Source organism: Pseudomonas sp. GW821-FHT12A04 (assembly GCF_058807755.1).
The window spans coordinates 323,589-344,206 of record NZ_JBXAQZ010000004.1 but is presented as its reverse complement, the minus strand read 5'-3'; the positions used below and the strand labels follow the sequence as shown (position 1 = coordinate 344,206).

Here is a 20,618-nt window from a genome sequence, read left to right as displayed (position 1 = left end):
GCTGAGGCGTCACAATGACCAGCAAAGCCCGTGTCCTGTTCGTCTGTACCGCCAACGCTGCACGCTCTCAGTTGGCCCAAGCGTTGCTGAGGCATACCGATTCGGAGCATTTCGAGGCGTTCAGCGCCGGTACCGTTCCGACTCAGGTAGATCCGCGCACCTTTGAGGCGCTTTCACACATTGGTGTGAGCACCGAAGGATTGCGCAGCAAGTCGATAGACGAGTTCCGTGGTGAGCGTTTCGATTACGTCATCACCTTGTGTGATAAAGCCGCAGCGGAATGCCTGTCCTTACCTGGAGCTGGTGAGGCATTGGCCTGGAGTTTTGAGGACCCGGTCACCAGCGCCAAACCCGATGCCTTCCGTCACACCCTTCACGAGATTCATGAGCGCATCAAGATGTTCGTCTTGGTCAAAAACAAACACTGAGAAACGATATGGCTGACCATCTGACACCGACCACTGTTTTCAAATGCCTGGCCGACGACACTCGGGTCCGCACGATGATGCTCATCACCCGTGAAGGAGAGCTTTGTGTTTGCGAGCTGACCTGCGCGTTGAATGAGAGTCAGCCAAAAGTCTCCAGACACCTGGCACAGCTGCGCAGTTGCGGTTTGCTGTCGGATCGTCGGCAAGGCCAATGGGTGTATTACCGACTGCACCCGAATCTCCCAGATTGGGTCCATCAAGTGCTGACCACTGTGCTCGAAAGCAACAAGCATTGGTTGAGCCCTGACGCCAAACGCCTTGATGAAATGGGCGACCGTCCTGAACGGGCACTGGCCTGCTGTGAAAGCTAAATCGCCTGATTCCGCCTTCGACTACGAGATCGCTCGATGAAAATCCTGTTCCTCTGCACTGCCAATAGCTGTCGCAGCATCCTCTGTGAAGCGGTCTTCAATCACTTGGCACCGGAAGGCATGAAAGCCTACAGCGCGGGCAGTCAGCCCAAAGGTGAAGTGCATCCGCTGAGTCTCAAGACTTTGGAAAACGCTGGTATGTCGACGCTCGGGCTGTTCAGTAAGTCCAGCGATGTCCATGTGAACTTGGCTCCTGATTTCGTCATCACGGTGTGCGACAAGGCAGCCGGTGAAGCCTGCCCGGTATTTTTCGGACCGGCCACCAAAGCCCACTGGGGGCTGGCTGACCCTTCGGAATACCACGGGACTCAAGAAGAGATCGAGGCGGCTTTTGAAGCCACCTTGGAGCAGATCAAAACCCGAATTGAAGCTTTCTTGGCTTTACCGCTTGCCCAACTGAGTGCCGAACAGCTCAAGGCAGAGCTGGCCCTGATTGGCACGTTGTAACCACAGGAGCAATGATCATGAGTAAAAGCCGCCTTTCTTTCCTGGACCGTTATCTGACGCTGTGGATTTTTCTCGCCATGGCCTTGGGGATCGGTCTGGGGAGTTTGTTCGAAGGCTGGCCGCAGTGGCTCAACAGTCTATCTGTTGGCACCACCAACATCCCCATCGCTATCGGCTTGATCGTGATGATGTATCCGCCTCTGGCCAAGGTGCGTTATGAGGAACTGCCGGAGGTCTTCAAGGACAAGCGCATTCTCGTTTTGTCTTTAGTCCAGAACTGGATCATCGGACCGGTTTTGATGTTCGCGCTGGCGATCATCTTCCTTCGGGACCAACCGGAGTACATGACCGGCCTGATCCTGATCGGCTTGGCTCGTTGCATTGCGATGGTGTTGGTCTGGAACCAGATCGCGGGTGGCAACAATCAGTACGTCGCCGGGTTGGTGGCGTTCAACAGCATCTTCCAAATCCTGTTTTTCAGTGTGTATGCCTGGGTCTTTCTGGGTCTGCTTCCGCCACTGTTTGGGTTGGAAGGCAGTGTGATTCAGACCAGCTTTGTCAGCATTGCCGAGTCCGTCCTGATCTACCTGGGTGTGCCGTTCCTGGCGGGCTTCCTGACCCGCAGAATCCTCATCGCCCGTAAAGGTGAAGCTTGGTTCCAAGAGCGCTTCATTCCGAAGATCAGCCCGCTGACGCTGGTAGCGCTGCTGCTGACCATCGTAGCCATGTTCAGCCTCAAGGGTGACGTGGTGCTGCAATTGCCATTGGATGTATTGCGTATCGCAATTCCTCTGACGATCTACTTCGTGGTGATGTTTTTCATCAGCTTCTGGATGGGCAAATTGCTCAAGGCTGATTACCCACGCACCACTGCACTGGCTTTCACAGCGGCAAGCAACAACTTCGAACTGGCGATTGCTGTGGCCATTGCCACCTTCGGCCTGGCTTCCCCAGTGGCCTTCGCCACGGTGATCGGCCCGCTGGTCGAAGTACCAGTACTGATTTCTCTGGTTGGTGTTGCCCTTTGGTTGAAACGCCGCTGGTTTGATGATTCCAAGAGCGCCGTAGCGCAGGACAAAGACTATGTTTGATGACCACATCCCCCTGCTCGATACTGACCTGATTGATCTTCCTTCGACAGACAAGCTCGGTATCGAAAAGACCTCCATCCACAAGCCGCGCATTTTGCTGCTGTACGGATCGACCCGTGAGCGCTCCTTCAGTCGCCTGATGGTCGAGGAAGCCGCTCGGCTGCTGGAGCACTTCGGTGCCGAGGCGCGGATTTTCAATCCCTCAGGTTTGCCACTGCCAGATGACGCACCCGACGATCATCCACGTGTGAAGGAGCTGCGCGATCTGATGCTGTGGTCCGAAGGGCAGGTCTGGTGCTCTCCAGAACGTCACGGTTCCATGAGTGCAGTATTCAAAGCGCAGATCGACTGGGTGCCACTCGCGATGGGTGCGGTACGCCCGACCCAGGGCAAAACCCTCGCCGTCATGCAGGTGTGCGGTGGCTCGCAGTCATTCAACGTGGTCAATCAGCTGCGAGTGCTGGGACGTTGGATGCGCATGTTCACCATCCCAAACCAATCCTCCGTGCCGAAGGCCTATATGGAATTCGACGATAACGGCCGGATGAAACCTTCTCCGTTCTACGACCGCGTCGTTGATGTGATGGAAGAGTTGGTGAAATTCACGCTGCTGCTTCGCGACCGTCAGGACTATCTGGTGGATCGTTATTCCGAGCGCAAAGAGTCAGCGGAAGAACTCATGAAACGTGTCAATCAGCGCTCCATCTGAGGATTTTTCACCGTGCCACAACACCCTTATTCCGTACTGCCTCTGGCACAGTTCAATGGCCAATTGATCTTTACCCCGTGCCCAGGCACGAAGGGCACCCGACCATTCGAGGCGTTGCAAACCCTTAAGGATGCAGGGGCATCGGCGTTGCTGACGCTGATGCCGACCGAGGAGTTGCTTCAGAACGAGATCGACCTGCTGCCCGAAGAGTGCCAAATGCTTGGCATCGAGTGGTTTCACCTGCCCGTAGAAGATGATCAAGCGCCTGGCGAAGCATTTAAAGCCGCATGGGAGCAGCACCATCCGCGACTCAAGCAATTGCTGACCGAAGGGAAAACCATCGCCATCCATTGCAAGGGAGGCTCGGGCCGTACCGGTTTGGTCGCCGCTCAACTGTTGATCGAGAGCGGTGTGCCCTTCAGCGATGCCATCCGAGATGTTCAGTCGTTGCGTCCGCGTGCCATTCAGCATCCTGCCCACATTGAATACATCGGCCAGTTTGACACGCAGTCGAACTCCCACTGACAACAGATACAGAGCACAACAACATGACTATCAAAGTTGGCATCAATGGTTTTGGTCGGATCGGTCGCCTCGCTCTGCGAGCAGCTTGGAGCTGGCCGGAGTTTGAGTTCGTGCAGATCAACGATCCGGCAGGCGATGCAGTAACCCATGCGCACCTGATCAACTTCGACTCTGTGCATGGTCGTTGGCACAACGAAGCCAGCGCAGAAGGCGATCAGGTGGTGATTGGCGGCAAGCGCATCAAGGTGACCGCAAACAAAGCGATTGCGGACACCGACTGGTCGGGTTGCGATCTGGTGATCGAGGCCAGCGGCAAGATGAAAACCGTGGCGGTGTTGCAGGCCTACCTGGATCAGGGCGTTAAGCGTGTGGTGGTCTGTGCTCCAGTGAAGGAAAAAGGGGCGCTGAACGTCGTCATGGGCGTCAATCATCAGTTGTTCAATGCGGCGGAACATCGCATCGTCACCGCTGCTTCGTGCACCACCAACTGTCTGGCACCAGTGGTGAAGGTCATCCACGAAAAGTTGGGCATTCGCCACGGCTCGATCACCACCATCCATGACCTGACCAACACCCAAAGCATCCTCGATCAGCCACACAAGGATCTGCGCCGTGCGCGTGCCTCCGGCATGAGCCTGATCCCAACCAGTACGGGTTCGGCCACCGCCATTGCCGAAATCTTTCCGGAGCTGCGTGGGCGCCTGAATGGTCACGCGGTACGCGTGCCACTGGCCAACGCTTCGCTGACCGACTGTGTCTTCGAGGTCGAGCGGGCCACCACTGTCGAGGAGGTGAATCAGTTCCTCAAGGACGCCTCCGAGAACGAACTGAAAGACATCCTCGGTTTCGAGACGCGTCCATTGGTGTCCATCGACTACCGTACCGACCCGCGCTCATCGATCATCGATGCGCTGTCGACCATGGTCATCAACGGCACCCAGGTCAAACTCTATGCCTGGTACGACAACGAATGGGGCTATGCCAACCGCACCGTCGAACTGGCCAAAATGGTCGGGCTGGCAGTCTAAGGAGCGGTCATGAAAGCGTTGTCAGCCCTCGCTCCGGAAGTGCGACAGTACCTGCTCGTTACGGGCAACTACTGGGCCTTCACCCTCACCGACGGCTCCCTGCGCATGTTGGTGGTGCTGCACTTTCACGCGTTGGGCTACAGCCCACTTCAAATCGCGGCGTTGTTTCTTTTCTACGAACTCTTTGGCGTAATCACCAATCTGGTGGGCGGTTATCTCGGCGCCCGTCTGGGTTTGAACCGAACCATGAACATCGGGCTGGGCATCCAGGTCGCGGCGCTGCTGATGCTGACGGTTCCGGTAGCTTGGCTGACCATCCCATGGGTGATGGGCGCTCAGGCGCTGTCCGGAATCGCCAAAGACCTGAACAAGATGAGCGCCAAAAGCTCCATCAAGCTTCTGGTGCCGGATGGGCAGCAGGGCAAGCTCTACAAGTGGGTGGCGATCCTCACCGGCTCGAAGAATGCACTCAAGGGAGTCGGCTTCTTTGTTGGTGGAGCCTTGCTGGCACTCATCGGCTTCAAAGGCGCCTTGCTGGCCATGGCGGGTGTCCTGGCGCTGATCTGGATCAGCAGCTTGGTCCTGTTGAAGAAGGACCTGGGCAAGGCCAAAGCCAAGCCCAAATTTCGCGACATCCTGTCCAAGAGCCGGGCGATCAATATCCTCTCAGCGGCGCGAATGTTCCTGTTCGGCGCCCGCGATGTCTGGTTTGTGGTGGCCTTGCCGGTGTACCTGAGCAGCGTGTTCGGCTGGGACTTCTGGGAGGTTGGCGGCTTCCTTGCTGCCTGGGTGATTGGCTACGGCATTGTGCAATCCTTCGCGCCCAACATCACCGGAAAGAAACGTGGGCACGTACCGGATGGTCGTGCGGCATTTCTTTGGGCACTTGCACTGGCGGGTCTGCCGGCGGCAATTGCTCTCGGGCTGAACACCGGACTGTCGCAACAGGTGGTGTTGTTGGGTGGGCTGATGGTTTTTGGCGTGCTGTTCGCGGTGAATTCGTCGCTGCACAGCTATCTGATTGTCTCTTACGCCAAGGAAGACGGCGTGTCGCTGGATGTAGGTTTTTATTACATGTCGAACGCCATGGGCCGCCTGATCGGTACGGTGCTCTCCGGTTGGGTTTATCAGGTGTATGGATTGGAAGCGTGCTTATGGATATCGAGCGCATTCGTGCTGTTCGCAGCTTTGATTTCGATTGCATTGCCTCGTCACGCATGTAGTGAATGATTGCTTCTGGCCGATTTCTGTCTGTTGCCACCTTCAATTATGGAGCTTCGGACCGGCGATCGGTTAAGTATTGAGAGTTTGGATAGGTTGGCAGTGTTAAAGCCCGTCAGCGATACGATTACGTACTCTGAGGTTTGAGGCCCCCGGCCGGTCGGGTGGCCCGCGATAACCGAAGATAGTTTGATGCAGTGCGAGCGAACCAATTCACGGGGGCAATTACATCGACTTGATCGATACCACTTCCACGAACTTGAATTTTTTTCTGGCCGTCTTGGTAGCTTCTTGCTCCGCAACTAGGGAGCTCAGCGTATCGGCCTCATGTACCATCTCGTGCATCTTGCCTTCAAATTCATTTCCCACCCGCAGCGTGACTCTCAGTCTGGGTGTGAAGCCTTTTGAGACTTTCTGTTTCTTCGCTGTCTTTACCGGTTGCACCATCAAGACATCCGGAACAGTGTCTTGTAAGTGTGAATGAGTTTCCGTGGCAGAGGACTCCGGTACGCCAAATAGCGCCTTACGCATTTCTTCTTCCGTCAACTCGGTATTCATACCATTTCTCTTAAGGGCGTTATGTATAACCGGTCTAATTCTATCAGCATGGCCGGATTCTATAGTCGAGAGACGCTGGGTCAGGCCTGAAACGGGGGGGGCGGCCGGCAGATAACGGGGAGCGTCAGCGTCTGGCCGGCAGCCTTCATCGGAGGCAGAGCTTATTGATACTGCATGCTTGTGTTGTCGCGGCTTCACATTTACGCTTTGTCCCGTCGCGGTCAGTCCCGTGGCCGGGTGTCAGAACCTGAATTGTTCGAGGCGCATGGCGCCATAGCCAGCGATTAAGCGCTTACAAAGGCTTAGCTGCTGCTTTTCTATGGCGGTCCGTGCGGGGCAGGCTTCGGCCTGGCCGGTTCCCTCGGACGCCGGTTTCTGACCCCCGTACGGTCCGCCACCTATTTCGTGTCAGAACGGCTGGGTGGACGGCTCCTTAACTGTCCGAGGAGATAAGGAAAATGACCTGTCCCCCTTTTAAGCTCGTGCGCCGCCCTGGCTGTTTGTTTCATACCGCAAACTATCTCGGAGGATTCCGTGATGTTTGAGCTCTCGCTTCTAATCGGTCTGCCCAAACCCAACACCATTGATACTGCATCGCTTACCCCTGAAGATGCTGCGATTAAACTGCGGCAGGCAGCCACTCTTCGGCTAAATGGAGCACAGAGTATTCTGCTGCATTTTCCGCAGGACGTTGAACTGGCGGTAGAGCTGCTGGATGATGCCGCCGTGTTGTTTGATAAGGCGTTCCGATATCTGACAGGTATCCCTGCTCAACGCGCTCATCAACAGATCGGTGAGTACTTCTCTGTCCCCTCCGCTGAAGGCTGTCCTGGTATTCGAACCCCATGGGGCAATGAATTCGGCCCGATGATTGAGGACGGCGTTCTTTGTGCTGAGACCTGGCTTGACGGCTCATCACTACCACTATGGTGGGCACTGGCGCAGAACCGAAAGCGTCATCGCCCAGGTGATTCTCAAGAAGCGTTCGAGGCCGGTTTTCTGCTGCGGTTGCAGCAGACGTTGAGCATGCGGCGCGAGGCCCCCACCTCCCAATCAGCCAACTTTGATGCTTGAGGCGGTATTTGACGTCTGAAACTTTGCTTTCCGCCAAACCCTCCGATCCAGCGATCTTTGATCGCGCCGATCGGAGGGTTCACTAGCCCTTTTTCAAAGCCACCTCATTCCATCACCCCATTTTAAATTTCAATTGGCGCCACGCCGTCGTTTACACGTCGGTAAATTGCCCACGATCTCTATCTAGCGAAGTGCCGCTCCAGTGTCAGAACGGATCTTCTCGTGGGGCCATGGATGGAGGAGTGGCGACAGCGGCGACAGCGGCGACAACCTATGCAGAACGAGGCCTGGAGCGTGGCGACAAAACTGGCGACAGTCGCCACTTTTCGCACTCCTTGGTCGTGACGCTTGACCGTCGTTTCGAGTGGGTATAAAAATTGGCGCACGGACCGCTGTCGTTGACAGCACCAGCCCAGGTAGCCAGAACCTTTAAGGCTACGCCATTAGCGTGGTGGTTCTTCCGAAGTGCGATTAGCGTCCGGCGGCTCGCACGGTCACTCTCCAAGGGTGATGGATGCCTACTCGACTTATCTGCCCACTGCGGCAGACGATGGACCTTCCTCGCTGCGCTGCAGCAACCTCCTCCCTTGGCCCGCCTCGCTGCGCCAGACTGCGCCCGTCTCTTTCTTCTGGAAAGAGACGGGCGCTCCTACCGCTGCTGCAAGCCACGTCGTACGGGGCATTGCCGCAACTCTCCTCGTGACAATCGACCTGACAACTCCGATTCGTCGCTATCCGCAACGACACAGACACCGGTGCCGCAGCCCATGGAAGTGCTGCACCTGACTGACAGTCAGGAATGCCCCAGGTGTCCATGTCTTTGCCTTCTCCCACCCAGGATCTCCAGGTGCTGAACTCGTCAGTCGGCACAGCCTCCGCCCGCCCGCCTCTTCGGATGCGCCAAGGAGGCCAGATTCATGGGTTCATGCCCTCGCTCCCGGTCGTAAGGAGACGCACGTTCCGCGTCAGTGAACACCTCACAGGCCGCAGGGGCCTTGATCCCTGATAACACTCAACAGCCGTGGCGGGAGTACGTGAGGACAGCCAGCCATCACCCAGGAGAGTGCACATGCAGCAGTTAGATCCGAAGCTTGAACTCCCACGATCACCTCGACCGTTAATCGAGTCGAATCCCGTGGCTGAACCCTATCCGGTCCAGGCACTTGGTGGAATTCTTGGGCCCGCGGTTGAGCGCATGGCCGAGGTCATCGGTGTGCCCCGGGCACTGGCCGCGCAATCGGTCTTGGCTGCCTCGGCGCTGGCCACTCAAGGCCATGCGGGATTACAGCTCGACGGGAGAAACTATCCCCTGTCGCTGTACCTGATCACAGTGGCCGCATCTGGTGATCGCAAGACGGCGGCCGACCGATTTGCATTGCTTTCAGCACGACAATGGGAACGTGAACAGTGGCAGCGCTACCGCGAACAACTTGCTCGGTACCGTGCCGCACAGCGACAGGCGCAGCGTATCAATCCTGCCAGTCCCGCCCCCACAAACGGCGTACTGCTCGAAGCGGAGCCCTCGGCCCCTCGGCTGATCACCACGGATCCAACTATAGAGGCGCTGATCAAAGGGCTCTGCCATGACCTGCCCAGCATGGGCCTGTTCTGTGACGAAGGCGGACAGTTCCTCGGCAGCAGCACCATGAGTCGGGATAACCGTTTAAAAGCGGTCACGACCTTATCGTCGCTCTGGGACGGTAGCCCGATTGATCGTGCGCGCTCCATGGCGGGCGAAAGCCTGCGGGCTTATGACCGGCGCGTGAGCCTGCACTTGATGCTGCAACCGTACTTGGCCATGCAGTTACTCAGTGATCCGTTGCTGCAGGGGCAAGGCATTCTCGGTCGCTGCCTGATTACTTGGCCCACCAGCCTGGCCGGACAACGCAGCTACCAGGCTGTCGACTTGTCCAAAGACGCGGCCCTAAAGCGATATCAGCGCCGCCTTTCGGCGCTGTTTTATCAGCCTTGGTCACTTTCCGCTGACGGTGCCTTGCAGCTGTCACCGCTGAGCCTCAGTCCGCTGGCTCGTCGTCGCTGGATTGATCTGCATGATGCCATCGAAGCCCAGTTGGGTGAGTTTGGTGAGCTGGCCAGCGTGCAGCCCAGCGGATCGAAGGCCGCCGACAACCTGCTGCGCGTCGCTGGAATTTTGGCCGTGGTGGAGGAGAGCTGTGTCGTGGAGGTCGACCATATCCAACGGGCCTCGACCTTAGTTGGCTACTACCTCACGGAGATCCAGCGCCTGACCGAACAGGAGCCGGTGTGCCGGGCAAAGGAAGAGGCGGACCGGCTGCTGCGCTGGCTGCAGATCAAGAATTGGAAACGCTTCAGTATTCGAGAGCTGAATCGCAACGGTCCCCGCTTTGCCCGTAAGAGCAGTCGTCATGCCGCCAAGCTGCTGGTCGAGTTGATTGATCATCAGTGGCTGATCACCGACGGGCATACCTTTGAGGTGCGTCATGTTCAATCTTGATGAGGCGTTGCGTAACCATGTGGCTCAGCGCCAAAAGGAGCCGAAAGCGCAGTTTGTCGCCGCTACTGTCGCCACTTTGTCGCCACCCTCAAAGCCAGGCAGGACAAGGGTTGTCGCCGGTGTCGCCGGTGTCGCCACCACCCATAAAGCTATTGTCTCGACGACAGCCATCATTCAGTGGTTGAAAGAGGAGGGCGCGCATCTCTACGTCATCAATAACACGCTGTGTTTTAGCCCGACTGATTGGGTCCAGCTCGCCATCGTGAGTGCGAACTGGCGAGCCCTCTTGCATGAGCTAACTGCAGTCGATCAGGAGCAGAAAAATGGCTCGGGTCGGTAAGCGAGCTGGGCGTAATTTCGGCTTCGGTCGCCAACTCAGCTATGCCGGCCCGGAAGCCCTGAGAGATCTGTTTGGGGGCGGCCATTTTGCTACCGTCAAAACCCATAGCGATCGCTGGCAGGCATTCGTGCGTTGGTGCAGATCCGAGGAAGGACCGAGGCTCAATGACGCGCGACAGATCGACCGCGAGATCCTGATGCGGTACGCCGCCCACATGCGGGAGCAAGTTGACCAGGGCAACGTCGGAATTGCCACCGCGCAAAACCGCCTGTCCAGCGTCAACCGAACGATGGCCGCGCTGCGCGGTGATCAGTACGTTAAAATCCCCAGTCCGAGTAAGGCACTAGGCCGGCAGCGCTCAAGCGTTCGTTTTGAGGCACCGCAAGGGCAGGACCGTGTGCAGGTCAGACTGATTGCGCATGCGCTGTCAGAGCGACAGCAATCGAGGGTGAGTGCCATTGTGCTCCTCGTCCGGGAGACTGGTATGCGCTTGCGTGAAGCGATCTTGGCGGACCTGCCTCGGCTGCAACGAGAGGCCCAACGACTGGGCAAGATCAACATCCAGGATGGCACCAAAGGTGGTCGCTCAGGCGCATCCGCTCCGCGTTGGGTCGCGGTCACCGATCAAGTCCTCGATGCCCTGGATTGGGCCCGTGCGACCTCACCCAATGGCAGCCGGAATTTGTTGGCGCCCGATGAAAGCTACAAAGACTTCATGCGGACAGTCGTGCGGCCGGCACGAGACCTCCTACATGAGCATGGATTGAAAGGCTTTCATGAACTGCGGGCGGCCTACGCCTGTGAGCGCTATGAGCAACTGACCGGCCTCTCTGCGCCGGTAAATGGCGGGTTTGGTCACCGAGAAGATCGAGAGCTTGATCAGCGTGCACGACAGCAGATCAGTCACGAGTTGGGACATAACCGCATCGATGTGGTGAGTGCCTACATCGGAGGCCGGCGATGACGTCCGAGTTTGATATGACGTTGTTTCTGAGTCCGGTGCTCAAAGGTGCGTATGCCACGCGGAAGCGGCACATCAGGCAGGCAGAAAGGATGCACGAGGCGATTCGTGAGCGATGGAGTTGTGCGACCCCCTGGTCCTGGAAGGAAAAGCACACCAGATGGTTTTTAGAGCACTATCTTTGTTGCTCAGCACCAGCGACCGTCTATTACTATGAATTAACAGTAGGGTTGATCCGCCGCAGAAAGGCGCAACTCGTGGTTGTCTGATAGACGCTTTTAAGCGTGAGCCCCTGAGTATGGGAATGCGGAGCCTTCCCATACTCAGGGGCTTGGCCGAAGAAGCGCAGGCATGCCAGAGATTTAGCGACAGCCGTCACTTCTGTCGCCCTGCTGCACGACACGGATTGTCGCCGGCGTCGCCAACCTTTGGATGCTCAGCGTATCGGTACGACGTTGCGGTCCCTGGTTTGATTGATGGCCGATGCCGACAGGCTGCCGGTGGCCGCCTTCTGGATATGTTCACTCCACCAGGCCATCATCGGACGCCGGCGTTCGATGTAGTCCGCCCGGTTGTAGGCGCTTCGAACTTCGTCTTTATCGACATGCGCCAGCGCGACTTCGATCAGCTCCGGATCCCATCCATGCTCGTTCAGGATTGTACTGGCCATGGAGCGCATGCCGTGGCTGACCAAGCGGTCCTGAAAGCCCATTCGTTTCAACGCCATGTTGGCTGTCTGGCTATTCGCGTGGGTGCGCGGGTTTCTATCTGACGGGAACACATATTCCCTGTGGCCGCTATGGGGCTTAAGCGTCTCCAATAACGAGAGTGCATGTTCGGTCAGCGGGATTGTGTGCGGACGACGTTTTTTCATTCGCTCCGGAGGGATGGTCCAGATGTGTTTGTCGAAGTCGATGTCTGCCCATCGAGTGGTGGCCGCCTCGGCAGGGCGGGTCATGGTATGAAGTTGCCATTCGATCAGGCAGCGGGTCGTCCGCTTGATGCTGGCGTTCGCGATTTCCATCATTAGCTCCGGAAGCTCATCAGGTGGTAGCGCGGCCATATTCTCTTTCTTGGGTTTCTTGAATACCGCTCGAATGCCGCTGAGAGGGTTGGCAAAGATCATTCCGGAATTGACCCCGTAGGTCATGATCTCGTTAAGACGCTGGCTCACTCGCTTAACTGTCTCGAGGCTGCCTTTGGCCTCAATCGGACGAAGAAGCTTGATGACCATTGGGGCGCTGACTTCCGAGAGAGGCGTTGATTTCATGCTCGGAAAGACATGCAGTGTGAGGGAGCGCCAAATGTCTTCGGCATATGCCGGCGTGACGGAGTCCTTCTTCAACTCGAACCAGGCGGTGGCCACGTTCTCGAAGGTGTGTTCCGTTTCCGCTCGTTTGGCTTCCTGCAGCTCATTGCGCTGAGCTTTTGGGTCGATGCCCTGTGCAAGCAGCTCTCTAGCCTCAACGGTTTTCTTCCTCGCTTGCGCAAGAGAAACCTCGGGATAAGAGCCGAGTGCCATGTTGATTCGATTCTTGGTGACGGGATGCCGGTAGTTGAAATTCCATTGCATCGAGCGATTGACCCTGACTCGCAGCTGGAGCCCGTCGCCATCCGTGAGGACGTAATCCTTGTCTTTCGGTTTGATCGCCTTGAGCTGGCGGTCGGAGAGGCGGGTGGTTTGAGCGCACATGAGAAGTACTCCATGACACCTTTTGGTATTCCCAAGATTAGCGCCGGGGAGTCGGGAATACCATTGGGAATACCAAACCGCCTGGAACTCAAAAAATCTGGAAAGCCCCCACTAGCCGTGAAACCCTTGTATTTACTGGATTTCAGGCACAAAAAAAGACGTCCGTGGACGTCTTTAGATGATGAAGTGGTGGAGCCGGGGGGATTTGAACCCCCGTCCGCCAGTACTCCGCTGTCGGTACTACATGCGTAGCCGTGTCTATTAAGTTAACCCTCAGCGACCCGACGGGCAGGGTGCTTTGGGCGAGTTGTGTAAGTTTTAGCCGCTTCGTCCACAACGTACTGCACGGCGATTCTGTTCTATATGACAATCACTTTGGGTTTACAGACATCCCCTGGTGATTGCTGGACCCGAAGGTACCAGAAGCTCAGGGCTAAGGCTGCTTACGCAGCGAGAGCGAATTCCTGGCCGTAGTTATCGTCATTGGCAACTATAAGTAGTTGCAACAGTGGATTTACGAGTTCTGTTACCAACTCGGCATGCACCTAAAGTTTCGCAACCGGCGTCGAATCCTAAACGGCCCCGAGCCTGATGCTCTGTGAATCAAGTGAGCAGCAGGCATATACAGTGTACGTCATCACGCCCCGGAAGGCCAACCCGAAGGTTGGCCACCACAGATCATGGGGCTGGTTGGGTGCTCTGTCTGTCAGCGAGCGCCAATGCCTGGGTGGCCTCGGTGACGCATTTTTTTTCGTCTCCGGAGGCTTGTGAGGCTTCGGCGCTGGACATCAGTCTTTTGATCTCCATCGTGGTGTTTGCGGCGTTCGCCGGCAGCGCATTCACTTTGCCTTTGAGCTCTTGCAGCTTGCTCGTACAGAGGTTGTTGTCCGCAGCAAATACAGGAGAGGCCAGCATGGCAGCAGCAATGAACAGGCCAGCGAGTGTGGTGTGTTTCATGGGTATCTCCTTGAGCTGATGGTCTCGGTGCTGTCGTATGAGTAGACGGCCAAGCCGAGCCCGAAAAGTCCGCCCGATCTGATGGGGCCTACCTCAAAGACTACGATTCAACGCAAGAATTCGGTTTTTGCAGAAAACCTGTCGAGCTTTTCCAGCGATGGGGGGGCGGTTACACATTTCCAGACCCCAGATGCAACAAAACCCGCAATTGGCGGGTTTTGGTTTGCTTCGTATCGGGCACGGCCGGGCTTTGAGTTCCCGGCTGCCAGTACTCCGTTGTTGATGTACGCCAACGCGGCCCGGGAGGCCAACCCGAAGGTTGGCCTTGAGCCGAGTTACTTCGCGCCTTTTTTCGAGTCGGTGACGGCCTTGATAATGTCGTTGGTCTCGGCGATGCAATCATCAGTGCCTTCCTTGGTGCCTTTTGCCTGGTTGGCTTTGGCTTGCTCGACGGAGGCTTTTACCTGGTCAGTCATTTCCGGAGGAATCTGTGCCTTGCCGTTTTCGATGGTTTTCAGGTTGACCGCGCAAAGGTCTTCAGCGGCAAATGAAGTGGAAGCCAGCATGGAAGCAGTAACGAACAGACCTAACAGCACAGAACGATTCATGTGTTTCTCCTTGAACTGATGGCCAGGCATTGCTGGCCATCAAATCGGTCTACCGAGTGTTGGGAAAGTCCCGCATTGGCGGGACTTGATCAGTGGACTGCGGCGACACGTCAGGGTTCTGTTTTTCTGTGTTGATGCCCACAAGAAACGACTAGACAGGCGCCTGAATGCGCCTTTCTTGAGGCCTCGTCATCAGGTCACCCTGGCCTGGGTAACGCGGTCCACCAGATAGACTAGTCCGTGGTAGTCGATTCCGCCGTGTTGTGTCAGGCCAATCTCGCAGGTACGGCTGGTGGAAATCCCCTCGCTGCACTGCTGCACCGCATCCTTGAGCGTGCGCAGCGAATGGGCGTTCAGCTCCGGCGTGGTGAAGCCCTTGTCGCCGGCAAAGCCGCAGCAGTGAATACCTTCGGGAATGACCACGTTTTTGCTGCACTTGCGCGCCAGGTCGATCAACGCCTGACTTTCGCCGAGGTGCTGAGTGCTGCAGGTCACGTGCACGGCGATCGGCGCCTCCTGTGGCGTGAAGTCCAGGCGATCCATCAGGTGTGTGCGGATGAAACGCACCGGGTCGTACAGGTCCAGGCGGACTTCCCCGAGGTCTTGAACCAGGCGCAAGGTGCAGGGGCTGGTGTCGCAGTAGATCGGGTCGAGCCCGCCACGGCTGGCGTGGAGCAGGGCGCCGATCAGTTCCTGTCGTTTGTGCTCGGCTTGCTCGGCGTAGCCTTTGGAGGCGAATGGCTGGCCGCAGCACAGGTTGTCGAGGTTGTCCGGGAACACTACCTGGTAGCCGGCCTTTTCCAGCAGGCCTCGGGTCTTGTCGTGCAGCGACATTTGCTCCGTATCGCCCGCTGCCGGGCCCATGGCGCGGGATACACAGGCCGCCAGATAGACCACGCGCGGGCGCGCGTCCGTCACCGTCGGGCTGAAGCGAATCGGCCGTTCAGGCTGAGGCATGGCGTTGGTCCATTGCGGGACTTGACCCTTGGACAGGCGCGTCAACGTCGCCGACAACTTCGCCAATCTCGGTGCCCCCAGCAACATCCGCGCACCATTGGCCACGTGCAGGGTGAAGCGTGCACCTTGCAGTGCCGTGGCGAAATGTCCTTCAAGCCAGTTAGCGGTTTTCGTATGTGTCGCCTTCCGGCTGCGCAGCTTTTTCACCAGCTCGCCGGTATTGATGCCTACAGGGCAACGTTGTGCGCACAGGCCGGTGGCGGCGCAGGTATCGATGCCTTGATAGTCGAAGGCGGCTTCGAGTTCGGACGTATCGATGCCCGCGCGTTTCTTCGCCTGAATGTCGCGCCAGATCACGATGCGCTGACGCGGGCTCAGGGTCAGGCCTTTTGACGGGCAGACCGGTTCGCAGAAGCCGCATTCGATGCACTTGTCCACAATCTCGTCAGCAGCGGGCAAGGGCTTGAGGTGCTTGAGGTGGATCTGTGGATCTTCGCTGAGCACCACGTCCGGGTTGAGAATGCCATTGGGGTCGAGCAGTCGTTTGAGCTGCCACATCAACTGGTAGGCATCGCTGCCCCATTCCAGTTCAACGAACGGCGCCATGTTGCGTCCGGTGCCGTGTTCAGCCTTCAGCGAACCGCCGAACTCCACCGCCACCAGTTGCGCCACATCGTCCATGAACGCCTGATAGCGTGCGACTTCTTCCGGGCTGTTGAAGCCTTGGGTGAAGACGAAGTGCAGATTGCCTTCCAGGGCGTGTCCGAAAAGGATTGCTTCGTCGTAGTGATGTTTGTCGAACAGTTCGATCAGGCGGTTGACGCCGATGGCCAGTTGTTCGACCGGGAAGGTGACGTCTTCGATGATCACCGTGGTGCCGGTCTTGCGCACGGCGCCGACGGCGGGGAAGGTGTCCTTGCGGATGGCCCAGAGCCGGGCGTTTTCTTGCGGGTCTTCGGTGAAGTCGACCTGCTTTTCTACCGGGAACGCCTTGAGCGACGCCATGATCTGCGCCAGTTGCTCGTGCAGCAAAGTGGACGACGCGGCGCGGGATTCGATCAGCAAGGCGCAGGCATTGTTCGACAGATGTTGTACGAAAGCGGGCATGCCGGGTTTGTTCTGTACCGAGCGCAGGCTGCGCCGGTCCAGCAGTTCCACGGCCGACACCGGTTGGCTTTTCAACACGGTGACCGCATTGCAGCAGGTCTCGACATCCGGGAACACAATCAGGGCCGAGGCTTTATTCGGATGGTCGATCACCGTGTCGTAGGTCACCGCACTGATGAACCCGAGCGTGCCCTCGGAGCCCACCAGCAAGTGGCTCAAGATATCCACAGGCTCGTCGAAATCCACCAGGGCATTGAGCGACAGGCCGGTGGTATTTTTCAGACGGTATTTGTGGCGAATTTTCGCAGCCAGCTCGGCGTTTGCCCGGGTCTCGCGGCCCAGGATCGCCAAGCGTTCCAGCAGCGCGGCGTGGCTTTGGCGAAACGCCGTGACGCTGGCGGCATCCTCGGTGTCGAGACGACTGCCATCGGCCAGCACCAGACGAATGCCGGCCAGGGTGTGATAGGTGTTTTGCGCGGTGCCACAGCACATGCCGCTGGCATTGTTGGCGACGATCCCGCCGATCTTGCAGGCGTTGATCGAGGCCGGGTCCGGACCGATCTTGCGTCCGAACGGTGCCAGCCAGGCGTTGGCCTGGGCGCCGATCACCCCCGGTTGCAGGCGGATTTGCGTGCCTTGGCCGCGGATCTCGCGACCGTTCCAGTTATCCCCCAGCACGATCAGTACCGAGTCGCTGATCGCCTGGCCGGACAGGCTGGTGCCGGCGGCGCGGAAAGTCACCGGCACCTGATCCCGTTGCGCTAGTTGCAGCAGTGCCACCACTTCGTCTTCGGACTCGACGCGGATCACCAGTTGCGGAATCAAACGATAGAAGCTGGCGTCGGTGCCGAAGGCCAGGGTCGACAGCGGGTCGTCGAAACGTCGCTCTTGGGGAATCAGTTGCTGTGCATCACGCAGGAAAGCGGCCGGTAGACTCATTGGTCCTCCAGGATCAGCACCACCAGGTCTTTCGGACCGTGGGCGCCGTACGCCAGCACTTGCTCGATGTCGGCGGTCTTCGACGGGCCGGACACCAGCAGTGCGTTAGTCGGCATGCCCTGGGCCCATTCGAATTCCTGTTGCACCTGATAGAAGTTGTCGCGAATTTCACTGGCCTTGAGCAGGGCGAAATGCACCGGTGGCGCCAGGCTCATCAGGCGCGGTTCTTCCCGGGTCGGCCAGAGAATAAGGCTACCCGTGGCAGCGATGGCGCCGAGGGTTCCAGTGATGCTCGCCGGGGTGTCGTTGAACAGCTCGGCTTTCCATTCTTCAACCGGGCGGTCGTAGGCTTTCAGCATTGGCAGGCCGGTATTATTCGCCCAGTGCTGCGTGATCCGTTGACCGTGGGGCGTTGTCGGTGCGATCAGCAGGCTTGGCAACTGGCGGTCCTGCAGCAACTGCACGAGTAGCGTCGGCCACTCTTGGCCGGACGTCAGATGAATTTCCGTGTGCACCGCTTCCATCAATTTGCGCAGCTGCGCGATGCGCTGCTCTGGCGCGTAGGTGTAAGGCTGGGTCACCAGATCGACATCGAAGTTGTCGGCCACTGGCGTGGTGCCTGTCAGGCTTTTACGCAGTTTGGTGAGGATATTCTGTTTGGCGCTCATCGGCGTTCTCCCTGTTTGGCCAAGTGCTCGCGGGCCATGTCATGCAATGAGCGGGCAGCGGGTTTCGGTGCGCTGTGGTTTTGCGTCCACGGGCCGACATTGCTCGGCGTAAGGGCGCGCAAACGGGTGGCAAAGAAACCGAACAGGCGATAGAGCGTCGGCGAACTGTTGAGCTTGGCCCAGGCGTTCCAGATGAACCGCTCCTTGCGCGAATACTTGCTGCCCTGGCCGCGCATCACTTGATGGGGGCTGTCCGGGGCCTTGACGTTTTCTTCCCGCAGGCGCCGCAGCAAAGCAGGGATCGGGATTTTCACCGGACACACTTCACCGCAGGCACCGCACAGCGACGAGGCGCTCGGGTGATCCGGGACTTTCGCCAGGCCGACCATGTGCGGGGTGATGATTTTTCCGATAGGCCCGGGGTAAACCTCCCCATAGGCATGGCCGCCGATTCGGGTGTACACCGGGCAATGATTCATACAGGCGCCACAGCGAATGCAGTTCAGGGTCTGGCGCAATTCGCTGTCGGCAAAGGCCTGACTGCGGCCGTTATCGAGCAGTACGAGGTGCACTTCCTGCGGGCCGTCGAGTTCATGTTCCTTGCGCGGGCCGGAGATCATGTTGACGTAGGTGGTGATCGGAATGCCCAAGGCTGAACGGGTCAGCAGCGACAGCAACGGCACCACATCACGCAGGTTTTCCACGACTTTTTCGATACCGGTGACGGCGATGTGCACGGGTGGCACCGTGGTGGTCATGCGACCGTTGCCTTCGTTTTCCACCAGCAGCAGGGTGCCGGTTTCGGCCACGGCGAAGTTGACACCGGAGACGCCGATGTCCGCTTCGAAGAATTTCTGCCGCAGGACTCTGCGACCGATCTGAATGAGTTGGTCTACGTCCTTGGTGTATTCCACGCCAAGTTTGTCGTGGAACAAGGACGCGACCTGACCGGCGTTCTTGTGGATTGCCGGCATGATTATGTGTGAAGGCTTCTCGTGGTCGAGCTGGACGATGTACTCGCCCATGTCCGATTCCAGACATTCAATGCCCTGTTCAGCGAGGACATGGTTCATCTCCATCTCTTCGCTGACCATCGATTTGCCCTTGATCACTTGCCGCCCCTCGTGAGCGCGGATGATCGAGAGGACGATGCCATTGGCCTCGTCCACCGTTTCCGCCCAGTGCACTGTCACACCGTTGCGGGTCAGGTTCTGTTCCAGTTGCTCGAGCAGGTCGGGCAACTTGGAGAGCGCGCGGGCACGGATTGCATTGCCCAGTGCGCGCAAGTGTTCTCTTTCATGGGCATCGCTGAAAGCGGCTGCCCGTTTGGTCATCAGTGAATCCATCGCCTTGCGAAAGTTGCTTCGCAATTGCGGGTCACCCAGTGCGTTGTGGGCGCGGGTGCGGAAATCTTCTTCTACGGCAACCGTAGGAATAATCGTCGAGGTGCTCATTTCACACCTCCGGTTCGCTGCCAGAGGAAGCTGGCCAGATGCTGACCGCGCAACGCTTCCTGCTGTTTTTCCAGCGAGCCATTGATGTTCATCAAACAGCCGCAGTCGGCACTCAATACCTTGTGCGCGCCGGACTCCTTCAACGCCCGGGTCTTGTCAGCCACCATCGCGCCGGAAATGTCTGGCATACGGACGCTGAATGTCCCACCAAAGCCACAGCATTCACTTTCGTGATCGTGGTTGACCCGCTCCACATTGCTCAACTGCGCCAACAACTCGCGGCCGTGCAGGTGGGTGTTCATTTCACGGCGTGCCGAGCACGAGGTGTGCAGCGCCACTTTTACGGGCTCGCCGTCGTCCTTGAGCTGCACCTTGCAGACAAACAACAGGAACTCGGCCAGCTCGTAGGTTCTGGCCGCCAGGGCCTGGACCTGTTTCAACGTGTCCGGCTCGTCCTTGAACAAGTCGGCGTAATGTTCGCGCAGCATGCCCGCGCAAGAGCCTGAGGGCACCACCACCGGATAGTCGCCGGCAAACAGCGCCAGTTGCGAGCGCGCCACGGTCCGAGCCTGTTCGGTGTAACCCGAGGTGTAGGCCGGTTGGCCACAGCAGCTTTGCCCTTGCGGGTACTCGACACGAATGCCTTCGCGCTCCAGCAGGTGGATCGCATCCATCCCGGCTTCCGGGTAGAACAAATCGACCACGCAGGTCCCGAACAGGTAGACCCGTGACGGTTTCTCGCTGGGGTATTGCCGAGGCTCGGGCAGTGGCGGGGCGACACGGGTCGCATTCGGCACGGCGTTGTAAAAAAGCTCGCTCATCAGGCGGTCTCCGGGTGGTCCCGGTTATTCGTCTGTTGAGGCTGCTGAATATAGAGCCGGTAGCTTTCAGCAGCCTTACAGACCGGGGTGTGAATAGCGGACGCCGGGGGCGTGGCCCGGCGTCG

At 58.0% G+C, this 20,618-nt stretch carries 21 protein-coding genes and 1 other RNA gene; 13 read left to right on the top strand and 9 right to left on the bottom strand.

Annotated features, from left to right (window positions below; genetic code table 11):
• Nucleotides 1–14 precede the first annotated feature (14 nt).
• The 8 genes from AC1RS8_RS09230 to arsJ are packed head-to-tail and all read left to right on the top strand — an operon-like array spanning nucleotide 15 to nucleotide 5,889.
• Nucleotides 15–428 (top strand): arsenate reductase ArsC, encoded by a 414-nt coding sequence (locus AC1RS8_RS09230; RefSeq protein ID WP_493162517.1) that lies wholly within the window; start codon nucleotides 15–17, stop codon nucleotides 426–428.
• 8 nt (nucleotides 429–436) lie between these two features.
• Entirely contained in the window at nucleotides 437–799 is a 363-nt protein-coding gene (locus tag AC1RS8_RS09225; RefSeq protein ID WP_030131004.1) for a metalloregulator ArsR/SmtB family transcription factor, read from the top strand.
• A 36-nt stretch (nucleotides 800–835) separates the two neighbouring features.
• Nucleotides 836–1,306: an arsenate reductase ArsC gene (locus AC1RS8_RS09220; protein WP_493162516.1), complete on the top strand. Its 471-nt coding sequence runs from the start codon at nucleotides 836–838 to the stop codon at nucleotides 1,304–1,306.
• A 17-nt stretch (nucleotides 1,307–1,323) separates the two neighbouring features.
• Entirely contained in the window at nucleotides 1,324–2,397 is a 1,074-nt protein-coding gene (arsB, locus tag AC1RS8_RS09215) for an ACR3 family arsenite efflux transporter (protein WP_493162515.1), read from the top strand.
• Complete coding sequence (gene arsH / locus AC1RS8_RS09210; protein ID WP_493162514.1) at nucleotides 2,390–3,106, top strand: arsenical resistance protein ArsH; 717 nt, start codon at nucleotides 2,390–2,392, stop codon at nucleotides 3,104–3,106. Before arsB ends, arsH begins: the two co-directional genes overlap by 8 nt.
• A 12-nt stretch (nucleotides 3,107–3,118) precedes the next feature.
• Nucleotides 3,119–3,631 carry a cyclin-dependent kinase inhibitor 3 family protein gene (locus AC1RS8_RS09205; RefSeq protein WP_493162513.1) on the top strand — a complete coding sequence of 171 codons (513 nt, stop codon included), beginning with the start codon at nucleotides 3,119–3,121 and terminating at the stop codon, nucleotides 3,629–3,631.
• A gap of 23 nt (nucleotides 3,632–3,654) precedes the next feature.
• Entirely contained in the window at nucleotides 3,655–4,659 is a 1,005-nt protein-coding gene (locus AC1RS8_RS09200; protein ID WP_493162512.1) for an ArsJ-associated glyceraldehyde-3-phosphate dehydrogenase, read from the top strand.
• A 9-nt stretch (nucleotides 4,660–4,668) separates the two neighbouring features.
• Entirely contained in the window at nucleotides 4,669–5,889 is a 1,221-nt protein-coding gene (gene arsJ / locus AC1RS8_RS09195; protein WP_493162511.1) for an organoarsenical effux MFS transporter ArsJ, read from the top strand.
• A 216-nt stretch (nucleotides 5,890–6,105) separates the two neighbouring features.
• Here arsJ and AC1RS8_RS09190 read toward each other — a convergent pair whose 3' ends face one another.
• Nucleotides 6,106–6,438, bottom strand: a complete 333-nt coding sequence (locus AC1RS8_RS09190) for a hypothetical protein (RefSeq protein ID WP_493162510.1) — start codon at nucleotides 6,436–6,438, stop codon at nucleotides 6,106–6,108.
• 537 nt (nucleotides 6,439–6,975) lie between these two features.
• On the opposite strand from AC1RS8_RS09190, the gene AC1RS8_RS09185 reads away from it, so the two are divergent.
• The 5 genes from AC1RS8_RS09185 to AC1RS8_RS09165 all read left to right on the top strand — a co-directional run bounded on the left by AC1RS8_RS09185 (nucleotide 6,976) and on the right by AC1RS8_RS09165 (nucleotide 11,558).
• Nucleotides 6,976–7,512 (top strand): LasR-specific antiactivator QslA, encoded by a 537-nt coding sequence (locus tag AC1RS8_RS09185; protein WP_493162509.1) that lies wholly within the window; start codon nucleotides 6,976–6,978, stop codon nucleotides 7,510–7,512.
• A 1,069-nt stretch (nucleotides 7,513–8,581) separates the two neighbouring features.
• Complete coding sequence (locus tag AC1RS8_RS09180; RefSeq protein WP_493162508.1) at nucleotides 8,582–9,988, top strand: YfjI family protein; 1,407 nt, start codon at nucleotides 8,582–8,584, stop codon at nucleotides 9,986–9,988.
• Nucleotides 9,975–10,328: a hypothetical protein gene (locus AC1RS8_RS09175; protein WP_493162507.1), complete on the top strand. Its 354-nt coding sequence runs from the start codon at nucleotides 9,975–9,977 to the stop codon at nucleotides 10,326–10,328. Before AC1RS8_RS09180 ends, AC1RS8_RS09175 begins: the two co-directional genes overlap by 14 nt.
• Nucleotides 10,312–11,292, top strand: coding sequence for an integrase domain-containing protein (locus AC1RS8_RS09170; RefSeq protein WP_493162506.1), 981 nt, complete (start codon nucleotides 10,312–10,314; stop codon nucleotides 11,290–11,292). Before AC1RS8_RS09175 ends, AC1RS8_RS09170 begins: the two co-directional genes overlap by 17 nt.
• On the top strand, nucleotides 11,289–11,558 hold the full coding sequence (locus AC1RS8_RS09165; RefSeq protein ID WP_493162505.1) for a hypothetical protein: 270 nt from the start codon (nucleotides 11,289–11,291) through the stop codon (nucleotides 11,556–11,558). Before AC1RS8_RS09170 ends, AC1RS8_RS09165 begins: the two co-directional genes overlap by 4 nt.
• A 167-nt stretch (nucleotides 11,559–11,725) precedes the next feature.
• On the opposite strand, the gene AC1RS8_RS09160 is transcribed toward AC1RS8_RS09165, so the two are convergent.
• From AC1RS8_RS09160 to AC1RS8_RS09125, 8 genes are all read right to left on the bottom strand, one after another.
• The gene (locus AC1RS8_RS09160; RefSeq protein ID WP_493162504.1) at nucleotides 11,726–12,982 is read right to left on the bottom strand and encodes an integrase domain-containing protein; all 1,257 of its coding nucleotides are present in this window, start codon (nucleotides 12,980–12,982) and stop codon (nucleotides 11,726–11,728) included.
• 187 nt (nucleotides 12,983–13,169) lie between these two features.
• Nucleotides 13,170–13,566, bottom strand: a transfer-messenger RNA (tmRNA) gene (gene ssrA / locus AC1RS8_RS09155).
• A 94-nt stretch (nucleotides 13,567–13,660) separates the two neighbouring features.
• Complete coding sequence (locus tag AC1RS8_RS09150) at nucleotides 13,661–13,939, bottom strand: PA2433 domain-containing protein (protein ID WP_489339716.1); 279 nt, start codon at nucleotides 13,937–13,939, stop codon at nucleotides 13,661–13,663.
• Nucleotides 13,940–14,274: 335 nt separating this feature from the next.
• On the bottom strand, nucleotides 14,275–14,547 hold the full coding sequence (locus tag AC1RS8_RS09145) for a PA2433 domain-containing protein (protein WP_489339717.1): 273 nt from the start codon (nucleotides 14,545–14,547) through the stop codon (nucleotides 14,275–14,277).
• 192 nt (nucleotides 14,548–14,739) lie between these two features.
• Nucleotides 14,740–17,550 (bottom strand): FAD-binding and (Fe-S)-binding domain-containing protein, encoded by a 2,811-nt coding sequence (locus AC1RS8_RS09140; protein ID WP_489339718.1) that lies wholly within the window; start codon nucleotides 17,548–17,550, stop codon nucleotides 14,740–14,742.
• The gene (locus AC1RS8_RS09135) at nucleotides 17,547–18,218 is read right to left on the bottom strand and encodes a LutC/YkgG family protein (RefSeq protein ID WP_489339719.1); all 672 of its coding nucleotides are present in this window, start codon (nucleotides 18,216–18,218) and stop codon (nucleotides 17,547–17,549) included. The genes AC1RS8_RS09140 and AC1RS8_RS09135 overlap by 4 nt, the downstream gene beginning before the upstream one ends.
• Nucleotides 18,215–19,672, bottom strand: a complete 1,458-nt coding sequence (locus AC1RS8_RS09130) for a LutB/LldF family L-lactate oxidation iron-sulfur protein (protein WP_057716492.1) — start codon at nucleotides 19,670–19,672, stop codon at nucleotides 18,215–18,217. Before AC1RS8_RS09130 ends, AC1RS8_RS09135 begins: the two co-directional genes overlap by 4 nt.
• Nucleotides 19,669–20,493, bottom strand: coding sequence for a (Fe-S)-binding protein (locus tag AC1RS8_RS09125; protein ID WP_489339720.1), 825 nt, complete (start codon nucleotides 20,491–20,493; stop codon nucleotides 19,669–19,671). The genes AC1RS8_RS09130 and AC1RS8_RS09125 overlap by 4 nt, the downstream gene beginning before the upstream one ends.
• Nucleotides 20,494–20,618: the final 125 nt, after the last annotated feature.